Annotated in this window: 15 protein-coding genes; 8 read left to right on the top strand and 7 right to left on the bottom strand. The window is 33.0% G+C overall.

Annotation, left to right across the window (positions count from 1 at the left end):
* The first annotated feature begins 26 nt into the window (after nucleotides 1-26).
* From ABJD66_RS06080 to ABJD66_RS06100, 5 genes are all read left to right on the top strand, one after another.
* Nucleotides 27-1,163, top strand: a complete 1,137-nt coding sequence (locus ABJD66_RS06080) for an ATP-binding protein (protein WP_348129373.1) — start codon at nucleotides 27-29, stop codon at nucleotides 1,161-1,163.
* 106 nt (nucleotides 1,164-1,269) lie between these two features.
* Nucleotides 1,270-2,406, top strand: a complete 1,137-nt coding sequence (locus tag ABJD66_RS06085; protein WP_303542027.1) for an SPFH domain-containing protein — start codon at nucleotides 1,270-1,272, stop codon at nucleotides 2,404-2,406.
* A 58-nt stretch (nucleotides 2,407-2,464) separates the two neighbouring features.
* Nucleotides 2,465-3,547 (top strand): DNA helicase PriA, encoded by a 1,083-nt coding sequence (locus ABJD66_RS06090; protein ID WP_100894583.1) that lies wholly within the window; start codon nucleotides 2,465-2,467, stop codon nucleotides 3,545-3,547.
* Entirely contained in the window at nucleotides 3,544-4,269 is a 726-nt protein-coding gene (locus tag ABJD66_RS06095; RefSeq protein WP_100894584.1) for a metallophosphoesterase family protein, read from the top strand. Before ABJD66_RS06090 ends, ABJD66_RS06095 begins: the two co-directional genes overlap by 4 nt.
* A 39-nt stretch (nucleotides 4,270-4,308) precedes the next feature.
* A complete protein-coding gene (locus ABJD66_RS06100) occupies nucleotides 4,309-5,304 on the top strand; it encodes an acyl-ACP desaturase (RefSeq protein ID WP_100894585.1) in 996 nt (331 codons plus the stop codon).
* Nucleotides 5,305-5,377: 73 nt separating this feature from the next.
* Here the strand turns inward: ABJD66_RS06100 and ABJD66_RS06105 are convergent, their stop codons facing one another.
* From ABJD66_RS06105 to ABJD66_RS06130, 6 genes are all read right to left on the bottom strand, one after another.
* Nucleotides 5,378-5,977 carry a hypothetical protein gene (locus ABJD66_RS06105; RefSeq protein ID WP_100894586.1) on the bottom strand — a complete coding sequence of 200 codons (600 nt, stop codon included), beginning with the start codon at nucleotides 5,975-5,977 and terminating at the stop codon, nucleotides 5,378-5,380.
* A 20-nt stretch (nucleotides 5,978-5,997) separates the two neighbouring features.
* Nucleotides 5,998-6,915, bottom strand: a complete 918-nt coding sequence (locus ABJD66_RS06110) for an OmpA family protein (RefSeq protein WP_348129380.1) — start codon at nucleotides 6,913-6,915, stop codon at nucleotides 5,998-6,000.
* A gap of 389 nt (nucleotides 6,916-7,304) precedes the next feature.
* A complete protein-coding gene (locus ABJD66_RS06115) occupies nucleotides 7,305-8,858 on the bottom strand; it encodes an aldehyde dehydrogenase family protein (RefSeq protein WP_303542022.1) in 1,554 nt (517 codons plus the stop codon).
* A 115-nt stretch (nucleotides 8,859-8,973) separates the two neighbouring features.
* Entirely contained in the window at nucleotides 8,974-9,516 is a 543-nt protein-coding gene (locus ABJD66_RS06120; RefSeq protein ID WP_348129384.1) for a 3-hydroxyanthranilate 3,4-dioxygenase, read from the bottom strand.
* Between the two features lie 65 nt (nucleotides 9,517-9,581).
* Entirely contained in the window at nucleotides 9,582-10,049 is a 468-nt protein-coding gene (locus ABJD66_RS06125) for a CAP domain-containing protein (protein WP_348129387.1), read from the bottom strand.
* A 206-nt stretch (nucleotides 10,050-10,255) separates the two neighbouring features.
* Nucleotides 10,256-10,723: a CAP domain-containing protein gene (locus ABJD66_RS06130; protein WP_348129390.1), complete on the bottom strand. Its 468-nt coding sequence runs from the start codon at nucleotides 10,721-10,723 to the stop codon at nucleotides 10,256-10,258.
* A gap of 183 nt (nucleotides 10,724-10,906) precedes the next feature.
* On the opposite strand from ABJD66_RS06130, the gene ABJD66_RS06135 reads away from it, so the two are divergent.
* Together ABJD66_RS06135 and ABJD66_RS06140 are read left to right on the top strand one after the other, a co-directional pair.
* Nucleotides 10,907-16,408: an MG2 domain-containing protein gene (locus ABJD66_RS06135; RefSeq protein WP_348129393.1), complete on the top strand. Its 5,502-nt coding sequence runs from the start codon at nucleotides 10,907-10,909 to the stop codon at nucleotides 16,406-16,408.
* Nucleotides 16,409-16,479: 71 nt separating this feature from the next.
* Entirely contained in the window at nucleotides 16,480-16,989 is a 510-nt protein-coding gene (locus ABJD66_RS06140; RefSeq protein WP_100894592.1) for a DUF5004 domain-containing protein, read from the top strand.
* 71 nt (nucleotides 16,990-17,060) lie between these two features.
* Here the strand turns inward: ABJD66_RS06140 and ABJD66_RS06145 are convergent, their stop codons facing one another.
* Nucleotides 17,061-17,576 (bottom strand): CvpA family protein, encoded by a 516-nt coding sequence (locus ABJD66_RS06145; protein ID WP_100894593.1) that lies wholly within the window; start codon nucleotides 17,574-17,576, stop codon nucleotides 17,061-17,063.
* A 93-nt stretch (nucleotides 17,577-17,669) separates the two neighbouring features.
* Here ABJD66_RS06145 and ABJD66_RS06150 point away from each other — a divergent pair, with 93 nt between their 5' ends.
* The gene (locus ABJD66_RS06150) at nucleotides 17,670-18,026 is read left to right on the top strand and encodes a hypothetical protein (RefSeq protein ID WP_100894594.1); all 357 of its coding nucleotides are present in this window, start codon (nucleotides 17,670-17,672) and stop codon (nucleotides 18,024-18,026) included.
* The last annotated feature ends 14 nt before the right edge of the window (nucleotides 18,027-18,040 follow it).

Raw genomic sequence — 18,040 nt, forward strand, 5'->3', positions numbered from 1 at the left:
CTATTTTGTAACCAACATTTTTTAAAATGATTAATAAGCGACTTTTAGTTAAAAACCTTCTGGCTCATAATGACGAGAATAGTTTTTATGACAAAAAGCGCTTTATAGATATTGGACAAAAAGAAGGAAAAGCAAAATTTTTAAAACACGTTTGCGCTCTTGCAAATAGCAATCCCAATAACAATTCTTTTATTGTTATTGGTGTAGAAGATGAAGATAATAAAATAGTTGGTGTAGATTTTTTTGATGACAGCAAAATTCAAAATCTTGTAAATGCTTACTTAGATAATCCTCCTTTAATATCTTATGAAAACATACCGTTTCCGCAACTTCCAGAAGGTAAAGTTGTTGGTCTAGTTACTATAAAGTCTAACGGAAAGGTATGTGCATTGCGAAAAAATATTTGGAAATACTACGGCGGCTCTGTCTTTTTTAGAGAAGGCAGTATTAGCTTACCCAAAGCCTATGGTGTAGAGTTAAAAGACCTTAATTCTGATGCAGTTGCAACCATAGAAAAGCATGCTAAAAACAATATAGAATTAACCTTAGATGGTGTTATAGATTTTATAAATAATAGGCACAAAAACTTAACAAGCAACTATAAAGTTTTTAAAGAGCAATTTGTAGTTTGTTGGGCGGGAAATCAAAAAAAAATAAAAGATAAAACATACTATTCTAGGGTAGATATAGAGTTAATTAACGAGCAGGTAAAGCTATTTTATTCTAACTTAGATGAAATAACAATAGCCTACAATGACGATTCTTTTACTACTACAGAATATGTGCAATTAGGTTTAGGTAAGGAACAAAAATATTATCCGTTTGAAAAAGTAATTCTAAATTTTAATGACAACGGTAAATATTTTATTCAAAGTAATTTAATTTTTGAACCACCACAGTACAATAAAAAAGCACTACATCATATATTTAACGCAACCAATGTTATTGTAGATAAGTTACATAAAAAGCAAAAACTAACTAGTTCAGAAGAGAAAGATTTAAAACATTTGCCAGATGTTTATTTAATCTGTTTTTTAAATAATTTTCCTGAGGCTTTTACTCAAATGGAAAAAGTAAAACCTCTACTTAAAAAGTATAATAAAGAAGTGTATCAATCCTTAAAAGAGGCATTTAGAATACTAAGAAAAGTAAAGTATAATTAAATAATAGATAGTTGTAGCTAAAATTTAATAGCTTTTTAAAGTTTTTTAGTTTGATGATAGTCTTAAAAACACTATCTTTTTTCAGTAAAAATAAAACACTACCATAATGGGAATATTTGATGAAATTAAAAAGAAATTAAGTCACGAATTTATAGATATAATAGAATGGTTAGATAATACTGACGATACTATTGTGCATCGTTTTGAGCGTTACCAAAACGAGATAAAAAACAACGCAAAATTAATTGTTAGAGAAGGGCAAGTTGCTGTTTTTGTAAACGAAGGTCAGTTGGCAGACGTTTTTAAACCGGGAACATATACTTTAAACACACAAAATTTACCAATATTAACCACATTAAAAGGTTGGAAGTACGGTTTTAATAGTCCGTTTAAAGCAGAAGTTTATTTTGTAAACACTAGCTTATTTACAGATGAAAAATGGGGAACTAAAAACCCAATTATGCTTAGCGATGCTCGTTTTGGATTAACAGAAATTAGAGCTTTTGGCACATATAGTTTTAGAATACAAGATGCTGGTAAATTTGTAGTAGATGTTGTTGGTACAGATGGCAACTTTACAAACTATGAAGTTAACGAGCATTTAAAAAGTTTAATAGTTACACGTTTTACAGATACTGTTGGTGAAGCTAATTTACCTATAGAATTGTATGCAGCAAATACATCAGAACTTTCTGAAACGTGCCAAGAGGTAATGCAACCAGAGTTTGGGCGCATTGGTATATTGTTAGAAAAATTCTACATAGAAAATGTGTCTATGCCAGAAGAACTTAAAAAGGAAATTTTTGAGTACAGTAGGCTAGATAAATTAGATTTAAACAAATTAACACAGTTTAAAACTGCAAAAGCAATAGAAGCTGCTGCCAAAAATGATGGTGGTACAGCTGGTGCAGGTATGGGAATGGGAATGGGCTTTGTTATGGCGCAGCAAATGGGCGGAATGATGAATCCGCAAATGATGCAACAACAACCAGCAGTACAACCGCAAGGAGCTGCAGTTCCTCCTCCAATGCCAACACAGGTGCAGTATTTTTATGCTGCTAACGGTCAGCAAATGGGCCCTGTTACTTTTGATAAATTAAAAGAGCTTTTTGCTAACAGAACCATTAATAAAGATTCTCTATTATGGAAACAAGGAATGGCAAATTGGACAGCTTTACAAGAGATAGAGGAGCTAAAGGTTTTCTTGGGCGGTAATACACCTCCACCATTACCAACAATGTAATGCTCTAACTTTCATCAACCTAAAAAAAGTTTTATCCTTTACTTAAGGGTTAATTTTTATGGAAGAATTAAAACAATCTGAACAAAAAAAATCTTGTGCCAATTGTGGTGCAGAGTTAAAATACAAACCTGGCTCACAGCAATTAAGCTGTGGGTACTGCGGGTATGAGGAGTTTATTGAACAAGCAAAAAGTAGTTTTGAAGAGTTAGAACTAGACCATTATTTAAAGGCTGTTGGCGATAATGCTTATACAGAAACTATAGAGTTGTTACACTGTAAAAATTGTGGTGCCAACCAGCATATAGAAGAAAACTACAAATCTTTGCATTGTGTGTATTGTAGTGAGCCTTTAATTATAGAAGATATAGAAAAAGAAGGATGGATTTTGCCAAGTGCAGTTGTACCTTTTCAGATAGATACAAATAAGGCTAGAGGTATTTTTAAAAACTGGGTTAATGGTATTTGGTTTGCACCAGATAAACTAAAAAAAGCAGCTTTAGATCCAGAGGGTATTCGTGGTTTATATATACCCCATTGGACTTTTGATGCAGATATGACAGCAGATTATGTGGGTAGGCGTGGCGAGTATTATTATGTTACAAAAACCTATAAAACAAAAAACGGAACAAGTACAAGACAAGAGCGTAGAACAAGATGGTACCCAGCATCTGGTAGAGTAAATGGTTTTGTAGATGATATTTTAATTAATGCATCAGAAAAAAAACAAAGAGAAATACCCGCTAAAGTTGCTTTTTGGAATCTTAAAGAGTTAAAACCATATAATTCTGGTTTTTTAGCTGGTTTTGTTACAGAAAAATATACCATTTCGTTAAAAGATGGTCACCATCAGTCCTTTACAAAAGCAAAAGAAATTGCTCACAATTGGATACGAAAAGATATTGGAGGAGATACACAACAAATTTCATCTGCAGATATTAAGTTAAAAGACGAAACGTTTAAACATATTTTATTACCTATTTACATTAGCGCATACAATTACGATGGTAAAGAGTATCGATTTTATGTAAACGGGCAAACAGGAAAAATTAGCGGAACAAGACCGTATTCTTTCTGGAAAATTTTCTTTTTAGTACTTTTAATAGTATTAATTATTGGACTATTTATTTTATTTACTCAATGAGAACATTAGTTATAGGAGATATACATTCAGGATTAAAAGCATTACAACAGCTGTTGCAAAAAGCAGCTGTAACCAAAGAGGATCATCTTATTTTTTTAGGAGATTACGTAGATGGTTGGAGTGAGGCTGTAGAAACAATTAATTTTTTAATTGAACTTAAAAATACACATAACTGTACGTTTATTAGAGGTAACCATGACGAGCTTTGTTTAAATTGGTTAAAAACAGATGAGCATAATGATACTTGGGTATTACACGGTGGTGAGGCTACTCAGAATTCTTATGCAGGTTTAAATAATGAAACTAAAAACAAGCATATTACGTTTTTAGAAGATCTAGAAAATTACTATTTAGATAGTGAAAATAGGCTTTTTTTACATGCGGGTTTTACAAACTTAAAAGGAGTAGATTTCGAGTATTTTTCAAAAACTTTTTATTGGGATAGAACTTTGTGGGAACTTGCTTTAGCGGTTGACCGTAGTTTAGAAAAAGATGACACCAAATACCCACCACGTTTATTAAAATATAATGAAATTTACATAGGACATACACCGGTTACTCGTATTGGAAAAACAGTGCCTCAAAATGCGGCTAACGTATACAATATAGACACCGGAGCAGCTTTTAAGGGACCTTTGTCTATGCTAAATGTAGATACAAAAGAGGTTTGGCAGAGTGATGCTGTAGCAACTTTTTATCCTACAGAAAAAGGAAGGAATTAAAAATTATTGTCGACCTTTGTTGAAAACAACTTGTATTATATGTCTGCACACAACATAAGATTAGAAGTAATGAAAGCCATAGAGAGCAAAGTAGAGGGGTTTATAGACTCTTACTTAGTTCCTATTGAAAAAATATGGCAGCCAACAGATTTTTTACCAGATTCTCAGAGTGATAACTTTTTTAACGAAGTGGAGCAAATTAGAGAAGAGGCCAAAGAATTGGGATACGATTTTTGGGTTACTCTAGTTGCAGATACTATTACAGAAGAGGCATTACCAACTTATGAGTCTTGGTTGATGGATGTTGAAGGAGTAGACCAACATGATGGTCCTGAAAACGGATGGTCTAAGTGGGTTAGAAACTGGACAGCCGAAGAAAATAGACACGGGGATGTACTTAATAAATATTTGTATTTATCTGGAAGGGTAAATATGAGAGAAGTAGAAATTACTACACAGCATTTAATTGCAGATGGTTTTGATATTGGTACAGATAGAGATCCGTATAAGAACTTTGTATATACTTCTTTTCAAGAATTAGCAACAAACATATCTCACAAAAGAGTGGGGCAAATGGCTAAGAAAAAAGGAAATGTTTTACTTGGTAAAATGTGTAATATTATTGCTGGTGATGAAATGCGCCACCACTTGGCATACAGAGAGTTTGTAAAAGTTATAATGGATCAGGATCCTAACGGAATGATTTTAGCCTTCGCAGATATGATGAAACGTAAAATTGTTATGCCAGCACATTTTTTACGTGAGTCTGGTGGTAGTATAGGAACCGCTTTTGAAACTTTTAGTAACTGTGCACAAAGATTAGGAGTGTACACTGCTCAGGATTATATAGAAATTCTTAGCAAGCTTAACGGTTATTGGGATATTGAAAATTTAAGAGGTTTAAATGATTCTGCTGAAAAAGCTAGAGATTACTTAACTAAACTACCTTCTAGATTACAGCGTATATCAGACCGTATGAAAATTGATGATGACCAATACCATTTTAAATGGGTACAGGCAAATGGTATGCTTTAATACTGTTATTTAATAAAACAAAACCCCGATTCTTTATAAAGAATCGGGGTTTTTTGCTTGGTTGTAATTGTTGTTATAGTTTACCGTGCTTGTGCTCACTTTGCCATTTTTGCAAATCGGCCCATTTGCCTTCATAACACATTTTAGCTTGCATTGGCCATGAAGATGGGTCGTGTATTCTATAACGTTCTCCACCGGAGTTTAAAACTTCTTGGCATTTTGCTACTGATGCCTCAGACAATGCTTTCCAAGTTTTAATATCAAACGTATGAAAAAGACCTTCTATTTTTGGTCCAATTCCTTCTACTAATTTTAAATCGTCTTGTTTTACTTTTTTACCATAAATTGCCTTGGCTGCAGCAGCATCAAAAGCAATACCTGTATTTTCTGCTGGTGTTGGTGCCATTGCAGTTACTGGTGGCACAACAACTGGTTTTGCAGCTGTTTTGGCCTTAGCTCTACAAGCATCTAAATCTGCTTGTAATTGCGAGTTGTTTGCGGCTAATTTATCTTTATCTGTTGTTAATTTACTGTTTTTGTCTTTCCAAATCTGTATGTCTTCAGAGTTGTCTATTACCTCTTTGTTACCCCTTCCTAATAAGTAACCAAGAATTGCACAAATTAGGCCTACTAAAGCAGGTATAATCCAGCACCAGATGTTTGTGTTTTCCATATTTAATTTAGTTTATGTGTTTATTTTAAAGTTACTACTGTTCTTCTATTTTGAGCTTTACCTTCTTCTGTATCGTTGGTTGCAATAGGTTCATCTGGACCTTTTGAAGAAGTGTTTATTTTGGCTGAAGAAATACCATTACCAATTAAATATTGTTTTGCAAACTCAGCTCTGTTTAATCCTAAGTTAATATTATTTGCTCTAACACCCGTATTGTCTGTATGGCCAACAACAGTACACATAGCGTCCTCTACTTTGTCTAAGTATGTAGATATATCTGCTATTTTTTGTCTTTGTTCTGTTGTTAAATTAATAGCAGCTTCTCCTGTTTTAAAATGAAGAACTAGAGGGTTTGCCTTAATTTTTAAATAAAGGGCATCCATTTCTGCTGTGTTATCTTCTGCAACAATTGGCTCATAAGCAACCGGGCCGTAATAAATACTGTCTTTAGGTACCATAGAATCCATTAATTGTCCGGCAATATTTAATTTAGATGAAGATACGCCGCTTGCAACTACATAATTTTTAACAGCATTTGCTCTTGCAATACCTAAGTTAGGATATGCAGAGTTATTTTCTTCTGCATCTGTATAAAAACCTGTAATGGTTACAGCATTAGTAGCATCTTTATCTAAATACTGTTGTAGCGCTACAACACCTTTATTTACATTTTCTGATAAAGGTTCCTGGTACTTAAATTCTGAAGTTTTAAAATTAAAATTGTCATTGTTAGAGAATTCAAAGCCATTACCTTTTAAAGAGAAGGGATATGAGGTGGCTTCTGGTTCAACTGGAGTTTTTGTTTCTTCATTTGTGTTGCTTACAGAATTTGTGTCTGAGGTTGGTAATCCGCAACATGAACAACATTTCATAAAAAAGTATGTTCCTACCAGAATAGTGATAATAATTCCGAGGAGATACATTAGTTTTTTTGTCATAATGGTCTGGTTTTTTTGTGTTTACGCTACAATTTAGAAAAAAAATATGTAAAATGTTAAAAATGTTAAAGAAATACACATTCTTAAGTTTTTTTTAATGATTTTTTTACTTTTTGTAATGCTCATATACCGTTTATGTACTAAAACCTACCAGATATACATTCTTTACTGGTAAATATATAATTGTATGAAAATCACAACCAGAATAGTTTTACTTTTATGGTATCATAGTAGGAAAAAAACCCTGTTCTCCCGCAAAAGGCGGCATTGAATTTGGGTTTTTTTTATTACGATTATTAGTTAGTTAGCTAAAGTTATTTAGTAGGTACAATAAAGCCGCTGTATACATAATGTATGCAGCGGCTTTTTATAAGGGGTAGTACACTTCCTTATAAGTTAAACTTTATTCCTTGTGCTAACGGTAATTCTGTTGTGTAGTTAATAGTGTTAGTTTGTCTTCTCATATATACCTTCCAAGCATCAGAGCCAGACTCACGACCACCACCTGTTTCTTTTTCACCACCAAAGGCGCCTCCAATTTCTGCACCAGAAGTTCCTATGTTCACATTTGCAATTCCGCAGTCAGATCCTTGTACAGATAAAAAGTGTTCCGCTTCACGTAAGTTGTTGGTCATAATAGCAGAAGATAAACCTTGGGCAACGCCATTTTGTATATCTAATGCATTTTCTACATCACCAGAATATTTAAGTAAATATAAAATTGGAGCAAAGGTTTCATGTTGTACAATTTCAAAAGAATTTTTGGCTTCTGCAATTGCAGGTTTTACATAGCAACCGCTTTCGTAACCTTCGCCTTCTAAAACACCACCTTCAACAACAATGTTACCTCCTTCTTTAACTACTTTTTCTAAAGCATCTTGATACATTTTTACTGCATCTTTATCTATAATTGGTCCTACGTGGTTATTTTCATCAAGTGGGTTACCAATACGTAATTGTTTGTATGCACTAACAACTGCATCTTTAACTTTATCATACATAGATTCGTGTATAATTAATCTACGAGTAGAAGTACAACGTTGACCAGCAGTACCAACAGCACCAAATACAGCGCCAATAACCGTCATTTTTACATCTGCATCTGGAGTAACAATAATTGCGTTGTTGCCCCCTAATTCTAGTAAAGATTTACCTAAACGGCCAGCAACTTCTTTAGCAACAATTTTTCCCATTCTTGTAGATCCTGTAGCAGAAACTAAAGGTACACGGGTATCTTTTGTCATCATTTCACCAACATTATAATCGCCATTTATTAGGTTGCAAATTCCTTCAGGTAAATTATTAGCAGCAAAAACCTCTGCAGCTATATTTTGGCAAGCAACACCGCACATAGGTGTTTTTTCGCTAGGTTTCCAAACACATACGTCTCCGCAAATCCAAGCCAAGGCAGTATTCCAAGCCCAAACAGCAACAGGAAAATTAAAAGCAGATATAATGCCAACTACGCCAAGTGGGTGGTATTGCTCATACATTCTGTGTCCAGGACGTTCAGAGTGCATAGTTAAACCGTGTAATTGCCTAGATAGTCCAACTGCAAAATCACAGATATCTATCATTTCTTGTACTTCTCCTAAACCTTCTTGGTAACTTTTACCCATTTCATAAGAAACAAGTTTTCCAAGAGCTTCTTTTTTTTCTCTTAATTTTTCTCCAAACTGGCGTACAATTTCTCCACGTTGTGGAGCTGGCATTGTTCTCCATGTTTTAAATGCAGATGTTGCAGCTTGCATAACTTTGCTGTAATCTTCTTTTGTTGTAGCTTTTACTTTACCAATAAGTTTACCGTCTACAGGGGAGTAACTTTCTATAATATCTCCACTAGAGAAATTGGTAGAACCAGTAGAAGTTCCTTCATTAATATCCTTAAGGCCTAATTCTTTCAAGGCGCTTTCTATTCCAAAAGATGCTGCTATTTTTGACATTTTTATAACTTTTATATTAAAAATTGTTATGTTTCTCACAAAGTTACAAATAAATGCTCTTTGTTTAACAAAATTAAAGTAATGGTTTGTGCTGTCTATTTATTAATGAAAATGACTAATCTTCATCTGCTGTAAACCTACTGTCTACAGGCATCACTGTACCACAATTATTGCAAGTACGGTGGTCTTTAGATCCATAAAATGTTTTAAAATGACTTAAAAAGTCTTTTTCTATATCATTTAATGTAAAATAGGCTTCATATAACTTATGGTTGCAATTGTCACAAAACCATAGAAGGCCATCATCTACACCAAGGTTGTTTCTTTTGCGTTCTATTACCAAGCCAATAGAGTCTTTGTGGCGTACTGGTGAATGAGGAACTTTTGCAGGGTGCAAATACATGTCTCCAGGTCCAAGTTGCATTGTTCTCTTTTTTCCGTCTTCTTGTATGTGTACTTCTATTGTGCCTTCTAATTGGTAAAAAAGCTCTTCGGTTTCGTTATAATGGTAATCTTTTCTGGCATTTGGGCCAGCAACAATCATAACTATATAATCGCCTGCATCTTTATATAAATTTTTATTACCAACAGGTGGTTTAAGTGAGTCTCTATTTTCAGAGATCCATTTGTTTAAATTAAAGGGTGCTTTTATAGACATAATTCTTTTCTTTTTTGCGCAAAATGCTTATCAAATTTAAGAAAAGAAAACAGTTTAACCGCGTCTTATTTGTATAACATTTGAGTTACGTAGTACTCACCTTGTGTATTACTTAATATAGATATGCCAGTATATTTAAAGTCGGTTTCTATATTATTCTTATGATTTTCACTTTTTAACCATGCATCTAAAATTTGTGATGCTGTATGGTACTTATTTGCTACATTTTCTGCAACAAGAGTTGCACTAGTTTCAGAAGATAAACCCTCTGCCCTTTTTATAAAATTATCATGGTTTATATCATTAACTTGTATCATATACACATTATGCTCTTTGGCATACCTATAGGCATTGTTACTTGTTTGTAATTTTTTTAAACCAATTGTAGTTCTGTGGTTGTTAATTAATGTAACTAATTCGGCTTCCATTTCTGTTACCGCAACTTCTTTGTATAATTCGTCTACACTGTCTGTGGTACAGCTTAAAAATAAAATTATAACAAGGTAAATTAAGGAGAATTTTATCTTTTTCATACTAATCAATCGTCATTTAAAAATTTGGGTTATAACAAATGTAAGTGTATAAACGTCTGTATTAGTGTTAAATACTATGTAAGACAAAATAAAATCGGTAATATGTTTCTTTCTAGATAAACTACATAGTTATGCAGATTTAGCAAAAAGAAATAAGAAATAACTTGTTTTAAAACTTAAAAACGGACTATTATTTAAAGTAATATTTATTTGTAAAAAAGTTGTGTGTAGTAGTAATCGCCATCTTGTTCATACATAACACTTATGCCAGTATGTGTATAATCACCTTCTAGGTTTGCTTTATGGCCATCACTTTGTAACCAGCTAGTTATGGTTTCTTGAGCAGATTTGTAACTATTTGCTATGTTTTCTGAAATGTAGTTTGCGCCAGTTTTTTCAGAAATTGCTTTTGCTCTTTCTTCAAAATTAGCGTGACTCAAATCTTTAGTAGTTGCCATATATATACAATGCTTTTCTGCATACTGTTTAGCTATGGTACTTTTTAATAATGGTTGCTTACCAATAGATTCTCTGTGTTTGTTTACTTGTGCAAACAATTCATTTTCTAGTTCTGCACTACTTTTAGTGCTAAGCTCATCATCTAAGTTGTCTTTAGAACAACTTGTTAAAGCAAAAGAAAAAATTAAAATTAAGTAAGGTATTTTTTTTAACATGGTTAGTGTAAAAGTGGTTATTTATTGGTTGGTTTAATTTATGGTTAAGATATGCAAAATGTTGCAACAAAAGGATAAATAATTACGTTCTATTACAATAAAATGCTTTTAACAGGATATTACCCAGTTTTCAGGGAGTATTCTACGTATTATAATCTGTACTTTTACCAAAACTAATTTTTTATGAAAACCAAGTCAATCTTTTTTGTTTTAATACTAGCCCTGTTTTTTGGGTGTAAAAAAAAGGCAACCGTTGTAGATGCTGAGTCTGCAGCTAAGTATGTAGAATATGTAGCCGGATATACAGATGGTATTATATCTACAAAAGCACCTGTGCAAATTATTTTAGCTCAACCTGTAGAGGCTTGGGAAAACGGTAAGGATTTAGATTCTGGTATACTAAAAGTGTCTCCTAATGTAGCAGGTACCTTAAAAGCTGTAAATAGTAAAACTATTGTTTTTACTCCTAAAGATGCTTTTAAACAAGATACTCAGTATACGTTTGAATTAAATATAAAAGAAATTTTTAAAGATGTTCCAGAGGATCTTGAAGAATTTGCGTTTTCTGTAAATACAATTAAACAAGAGTTTAGTGTAACGCTAAGTCCAATGCAGGCATACTCTAAAGAGTATCAATATATAGATATACAACTTAGGTCTGCAGATGATTTATCTTTAGAAACGGTAAAAAAATTAACAAAAGCCACTTATAAAGGTAAAGAGTTAGCTTTTAAATATAACAACCAACCAAAAAGCGGAACTCAGTTTCAGTTTAAGTTAGATAGTATTAGAAGGTATGCAGAGGATGAAAATTTAGTATTAACATACAACGGAAAATCTTTTGATATAGATACAGAAGGTAAAATTGATATTGTAATACCAGGTAAAAATAATTTTTCAGTATTAAACGTAGACGTAAGACAAACGGGAAGTCCTGTTGTAAGAATCAATTTTTCGGATCCATTAAAAAAAGGTCAAAATTTAAAAGGTTTAGTGGTTATAGAGAATGATGCTAATCCTAAGTTTTCTATTAAGGGTAATACTTTATATGTATACCCGTCTACATCGCATTCTGGTTCTGTTTTATTAGAGATTTTTGATGGAATACAAAGAAATGATGGTCAGAAATTAAAAAAGAAGTTTACAGAGCGTATTGCTTTTGAAGAGATTAAGCCACAAGTTAGAGTATTGTCTAACGGTTCTATTTTGCCAACATCTACTAACTTAAAAGTAAATTTTGAAGCTGTAAACTTAAGCGCTGTAGATGTAAAAGTTTTTCGTATTTATGAGAACAATGTGCTACAGTTTTTACAAGTATCAGAATTAAATGGAAACAACCAGTTAAGAAGAGTTGCAAGACCAATTGCAGGTAAAAAATTAGAGTTAATAAATGAGCTTACCGTGAATAATGGTAAGTGGCAAGCGCATGCGTTAGATTTAACAAGCTTAATTACGCCAGAGAAAGGCGCTATTTATAGAGTAGAGTTTTCATTTAAACCACAATATAGTTTATACTCTTGTGATGATACTAATTTTTCTGATGAAGAAGAAAAAGAGGAGTCTTTTGATGAGGAAACAGAAAGTAGTTATTGGGATAATGCAGAAAGTTATTACGACAATAGTTATAGTTGGAGCGAGAGAGAAAATCCTTGTCATACATCATACTACGTAAATAAAAAAGTAGGTGTAAATATATTAGCAACAGATATTGGTGTTACCGTTAAAAAAGGATTAAACAAAAATTATTTTGTAGCTGTAGCAGATTTAATTACAACCAAACCAATCTCTGGAGCAAAAGTTACATTTTATAATTACCAACAACAAGAGTTAGGCTCTGTAACTACTAATGCAGAAGGAGTTTCTTTTTATGATGCAGATCATCTTGCATTTTTTGCAGTAGCAGATTTTAAAGGTCAAAAAACATACGTAAAACTTAATGATGGTAATGCACTATCTGTAAGTAAGTTTAAAGTAAACGGAGTAAAATTACAAAAAGGAATAAAAGGATATATTTTTGGCGAACGTGGTGTTTGGCGTCCAGGAGATATGTTGCACTTGTCATTTGTTTTAAATGATAATGCTAATAAGTTACCTGCTAATCATCCTGTAAAATTAGAATTGTTAGATCCTTACGGTAAAATAGTACACAGAGAAATTAAAACATCTGGTGTAAATAACTTTTATAATTTTCCAATACAAACAGATGAAGAAGCACCAACAGGAGACTGGTTGGCAAGAGTGTCTGTAGGTGGAGCTCAGTTTACAAAAACTATAAAAATTGAAACTATAAAACCAAATCGTTTAAAAATTAAGAACGATTTTGGAGCTGGTATTCTTAAAGGAGGGAATCCTATAAGCGGAACAATGGAAGTTAAATGGTTGCACGGTGCAGTTGCAAAAAATTTAAATACAGATATTGCAGCTAAGTTTAATACCAAAGTAACTACTTTTAAAAACTACCCAGGGTTTATTTTTGATGACCCAAGTAGAGCATTTTCTGCAGAAGAACAAGTTGTTTACAATGGTAAAATAAATGAAGAGGGTAAAGCAAAATTCTCTATAAATCCGCAGTTAGAAAGTAACCCTCCAGGAATGTTACAGGCAGCTTTTGTAACTAAGGTATATGAAAATGGGGGAGATTTTAGTACCGATGTTTTCACAAAAGAATATTCTCCTTACCAAACATATATTGGTCTTAATGTACCAAAAGGTGATAAGTCTAAGGGGATGTTACTAACAGATGTAAAACATAATTTTGAGGTTGTTTCTGTAGACCAAGATGGTAAACCAAAAGCAGCTAAAAACTTAAAAGTAGCCATATACAAAATACAATGGCGTTGGTGGTGGGAGACTTCAGAGGACAACCTTACACACTACGGAAATAGTGGTTATAGAAACAAAGTTTATGAAACTACAATTAGTACAAACTCTAAAGGAAAAGGTAATTTTGAGTTTGAATTAAAATACCCAGACTGGGGTAGATATTTAGTAAGAGTTGAAGATGAAAATGGCGGGCACGCAACAGGTAAAGCTGTTTATATAGATTGGCCAGGTTGGGCAGGTAAGTCTAAAAAGAACGATCCGTCTGCGGCTACAATGTTATTATTTTCATCAGATAAAGAAAAATACAACGTTGGTGAAACAGCAACCTTTACTTTTCCTAGTTCAGAAAATGGTAGAGCGTTAGTAACAGTAGAAAATGGTAGCGAGGTGCTAGAATCTCTTTGGGTAGAAACTCAAAAAGGAGAAACTAAATTTACTATACCTATGACCAAAGAGTACACGCCAAACGTGTTTATTCATATTTCATTATTGCAACCACACGCATCTACACAAAATGATTTACCTATACGTATGTATGGTGTAATTCCAATTTCTGTAGAAAATAAAGAAACAAAGCTAGAGCCAGAAATTGATATGCCAGATGTGCTTAGGCCAGAGGAAACAATTAATGTTGAGGTAAGCGAAAAAGAAGGCAAGGCAATGACGTATACTATTGCTATTGTAGATGAAGGTTTATTAGATTTAACTAGGTTTAAAACACCAAACCCTTGGGGAACTTTTTATGCCAATGAAGCATTGGGAGTAAAAACTTGGGATATTTATGATGATGTTATTGGTGCTTTTGGTGGTAGAATAAATCAGGTATTTGCAATTGGTGGTGATGATGAATTAGCAGGTGCTAAAAATAAAAAAGCAAATAGGTTTGAGCCTATGGTTGTGCATTTAGGTCCGTTTAAATTAGAAAAAGGACAAACTAAAGCTCATAAAATTAAAATACCTAAATATGTAGGCTCCGTAAGGACTATGGTTGTTGCAGCAGATGCAGAGAAAGAAGCATACGGTAGCCAAGAGAAAACTACGCCTGTACGTAAACCATTAATGATTTTAGCATCATTACCACGTAAAATGACACCTGGTGAATCTGTAATATTACCAGTTACTGTTTTTGCTATGGAGAAAAAGGTTAAAAACGTAAAAATAAAAATTAAAGAAAATAAGGCATTTACTATTGAGGCCGGTAATAGCAAATCGTTAAGGTTTGATACTCCGGATGAGAAAATGGCATACTTTGTCCTAAAAGTATCAGACTTTAAGGGCATTGGTAAGGTGGTTGTAGAGGCTTCAGGTAATGGAGAAAAAGCATCTTTTGAGATTCCAATAGATGTTGTAAATCCTAATCCTGTTACGGCAGACGCATCAAACTATATAATAGACCCTAACAGTAGAAAAACTATTAATTTAGAGACATTTGGTGTTGCTGGTACAAATACAGCGTCAATAGAACTATCTACATTGCCACCAATGAATTTTAATGGTAGAATGCAATACTTAATTCGTTACCCACACGGTTGCGTAGAGCAAACTACATCTGGTGCTTTCCCTCAGTTATTTTTAGCAGATATTTTTGATATGCCTAAAGCTAAAAAACAACAAGTACAGAAAAATGTAGAAATGGCTATAAACCGTTTAGCAGGTTTTCAAACGTCTAACGGAGGCTTGTCATATTGGCCGGGTCAGTCTAGAGCTAATGATTGGGGAACAACTTACGCTGGTCACTTTATGTTAGAGGCAGAAAAAAGAGGTTTTGTATTACCAATAGGTTTTAAATCTAAATGGATTACATACCAGAAAAACGTAGCTAAACAGTACAGAAGTAGTGGTAGATATACATTGTTGCCACAAGCATACCGTTTGTATACACTAGCTTTAGCTGGTAGTGCAGATGTTGCGTCTATGAACAGGTTACAAGAAACAAAAGACTTGTCTAACCAATCTAAATTAAGACTAGCAGCAGCGTACGCACTTATTGGTCAGAAAGCAGTAGCTGTAAAATTAATGAACAGTGCAACATTAGATTTTAGTAATGGCAAGCATAATTATGATACGTATGGTTCTACCGAGCGTAACAAAGCTATGGCTTTAGAAACTATGGTTGTTATGCAAAACAAGCAAACATCTCAGCAGTTGGCTAAAGAGGTTGCAGAAGCTTTAAATAGTGATAAGTATATGAGTACGCAGAGTACAGCGTATAGCTTACTTGCAATAGCTAAATTTGCAGATTTAGTTGGCGGTAAAGGAATAAAGGCTACTATAAAAGTAAATGGTAAAGACGATAAAGTTAGCACAAGCAAAACGTTAGCAAATAGAGTGCTTTCTATTAAAAACGGAAGCAATACAATAGATATTAAAAATAACGAAGGCAATACGCTTTATGTAACTTTAGTTAATAGTGGTAAGTTGCCTGTAGGTCAAGAAAAAACGGTGCAAAACAACCTAGATGTAACTGTAGTTTATAAGTCTAGAAATGGAAGTGTTATTGATGCGTCACAAATACAACAAGGAACAGATTTTGTTGCTGAGGTTGTACTTAAAAACACAACAAATACTAAAATTGAAGACGTAGCACTAACAGAAATTTTCCCTAGTGGTTGGGAAATTGTAAATACACGTTTTACAGATTTTGGAAACTTTGCAGAAAACAATGTAACCTATACAGATTTGCGTGATGATAGAGCTAATTTCTATTTTGATTTAAGAGATAATCAAACTAAAAGCTTTAGAATATTATTAAACGCATCTTACTTAGGAACGTATTATTTACCAGGAGTACAGGCAGAGGCAATGTATGATAGTGATTACTTAGTACGCACAAAAGGACGTTGGGTAGAGGTTGTAAAATAAGTACAACTTCTACGCAACCTTTTTAAAATTTTAGATTCTAATTAGTATATAATAATTTAAAAATTAGAACTATGAAATTAAAATTAGCTTGTGTTAGTTTGCTTGGTGTTTTATTCTTGAATTGCTCGTCTGATGATAATGGTGCAACTTGTGCTAGCGATTATACAGGAGAGTTAAAAGAAGAGGAAACTTTATTACAAGGTGCTTGGGCGTTAACAGCAGTAGAATCTAGCGTAGCAATAGACTTAACAGATGATGAAGAAGATAATCCTTTAGAAGATATTTTTGCACAAAGTTCTGACTGTTTAAATGATGCTGCATATAATTTTAATGCAGATAGAAGTTTTACCTTTAAGCAAGGGCTAACAGCAACAGATTGTGATCAAAAAAGTGATATAGCAGGTACGTGGCAGTTAGTAGGTAATGTGTTAAGTTTTTCTAGTGTGTGCACTATTTTTAGTTCGCAAATAGAGTTGAATGATGATGATACAAATTTTACAATAACAAGTAGGACAAACCTTAGAGATGTAAACAATAAAATTGTAGAGGCAGAGGTAACCTACACGTACACTAAAAATTAATAAAACAACTATAACTTAGAGCGTCTAAGTATAACTTAGGCGCTTTTTTTATGTTTAAAAAAGTAAATTGTTTAAAGTGTTTCTGTAGTAGAATCTTCGGTTTGGGTTTCTTCTAAAACAAAAGCAAATACCAGTTCACCAATAGTTTTTATAGGTGTATACAGCGTAGAGCTCTCTATAGTTTCTTCTTTTACAATTTGTAAATTTTGGTTGGCCTTATCTAAAAAAAGAAGTAGACCACCAATAATAACAGCAACTTTTAAAGCACCAAATAGTCCACCTGCAATACTGTTTAAAGATCCAAGCATAACGGCATTTGCTACTTTGGTAAGTAATTTGCCCACTAAATTAATAATAAGTACAACAACAATAAACGTTAAAATAGAAGAAGAAATATGAATAGTACTTTGGTTCCATTCCCATTTTTCAGTAAGGTAGTTGCCAATAATATAAGAGAAATGAATAGCAGCATAAATACCAGCAATTAAAGCAACAAGGGAGGCTAACTCTACTAAAAGTCCGTTTTTAACGCCTTTGTAAAGTCCCCAAATTAGTAGTATTCCTAGTATAATGTCTAAAAAATTCATTCTCAAGTGTTTTTACAAATATAGGATATTGATTTGTACCTTTACATCTTTATAAAAAACAGAAGAAAATAGAATCAATTTGTAACTATAACAATGTCAAGAGATACAGAACTAAAAGAGAGATGGACAGTTTTAGTAGAAAAACTATCTGCGCAATTTGCAGACGGTGATGTTCTAGAGCTAGATGCAATTATATACTTGGTTGGCATACAAGAATTAGGAAAACCACACGCTAAATATAAAAAGGACGAGAAAATAAATTTAATGCATATTGCCATCTGTAGGTTGTTAGAACCTTATGGGTATTATGAATTTGAAATGTTTGATGAAGACGGATGGCCACACTATACAATAAAAGAAGAGCTACCAACATTAAAAGCAGGTGAGCAAAGTGTTTTAATGAAAGAAGCACTAGTAAACTACTTTATAGAAAAACAATATATAGAATAAGTTTTTAGGTTGAT

The sequence above is a fragment of the Cellulophaga sp. genome (assembly GCF_039943695.1).
Lineage (GTDB): Bacteria > Bacteroidota > Bacteroidia > Flavobacteriales > Flavobacteriaceae > Cellulophaga.

What these genes read in the sequence shown, in the direction of transcription:
- ABJD66_RS06080 (WP_348129373.1), top strand. Translation starts at nt 27, where the DNA reads ATGATTAATAAGCGACTTTTAGTTAAAAACCTTCTGGCTCATAATGAC.
- ABJD66_RS06085 (WP_303542027.1), top strand. Translation starts at nt 1,270, where the DNA reads ATGGGAATATTTGATGAAATTAAAAAGAAATTAAGTCACGAATTTATA.
- ABJD66_RS06090 (WP_100894583.1), top strand. Translation starts at nt 2,465, where the DNA reads ATGGAAGAATTAAAACAATCTGAACAAAAAAAATCTTGTGCCAATTGT.
- ABJD66_RS06095 (WP_100894584.1), top strand. Translation starts at nt 3,544, where the DNA reads ATGAGAACATTAGTTATAGGAGATATACATTCAGGATTAAAAGCATTA.
- ABJD66_RS06100 (WP_100894585.1), top strand. Translation starts at nt 4,309, where the DNA reads ATGTCTGCACACAACATAAGATTAGAAGTAATGAAAGCCATAGAGAGC.
- ABJD66_RS06105 (WP_100894586.1), bottom strand. Translation starts at nt 5,977, where the DNA reads ATGGAAAACACAAACATCTGGTGCTGGATTATACCTGCTTTAGTAGGC.
- ABJD66_RS06110 (WP_348129380.1), bottom strand. Translation starts at nt 6,915, where the DNA reads ATGACAAAAAAACTAATGTATCTCCTCGGAATTATTATCACTATTCTG.
- ABJD66_RS06115 (WP_303542022.1), bottom strand. Translation starts at nt 8,858, where the DNA reads ATGTCAAAAATAGCAGCATCTTTTGGAATAGAAAGCGCCTTGAAAGAA.
- ABJD66_RS06120 (WP_348129384.1), bottom strand. Translation starts at nt 9,516, where the DNA reads ATGTCTATAAAAGCACCCTTTAATTTAAACAAATGGATCTCTGAAAAT.
- ABJD66_RS06125 (WP_348129387.1), bottom strand. Translation starts at nt 10,049, where the DNA reads ATGAAAAAGATAAAATTCTCCTTAATTTACCTTGTTATAATTTTATTT.
- ABJD66_RS06130 (WP_348129390.1), bottom strand. Translation starts at nt 10,723, where the DNA reads ATGTTAAAAAAAATACCTTACTTAATTTTAATTTTTTCTTTTGCTTTA.
- ABJD66_RS06135 (WP_348129393.1), top strand. Translation starts at nt 10,907, where the DNA reads ATGAAAACCAAGTCAATCTTTTTTGTTTTAATACTAGCCCTGTTTTTT.
- ABJD66_RS06140 (WP_100894592.1), top strand. Translation starts at nt 16,480, where the DNA reads ATGAAATTAAAATTAGCTTGTGTTAGTTTGCTTGGTGTTTTATTCTTG.
- ABJD66_RS06145 (WP_100894593.1), bottom strand. Translation starts at nt 17,576, where the DNA reads ATGAATTTTTTAGACATTATACTAGGAATACTACTAATTTGGGGACTT.
- ABJD66_RS06150 (WP_100894594.1), top strand. Translation starts at nt 17,670, where the DNA reads ATGTCAAGAGATACAGAACTAAAAGAGAGATGGACAGTTTTAGTAGAA.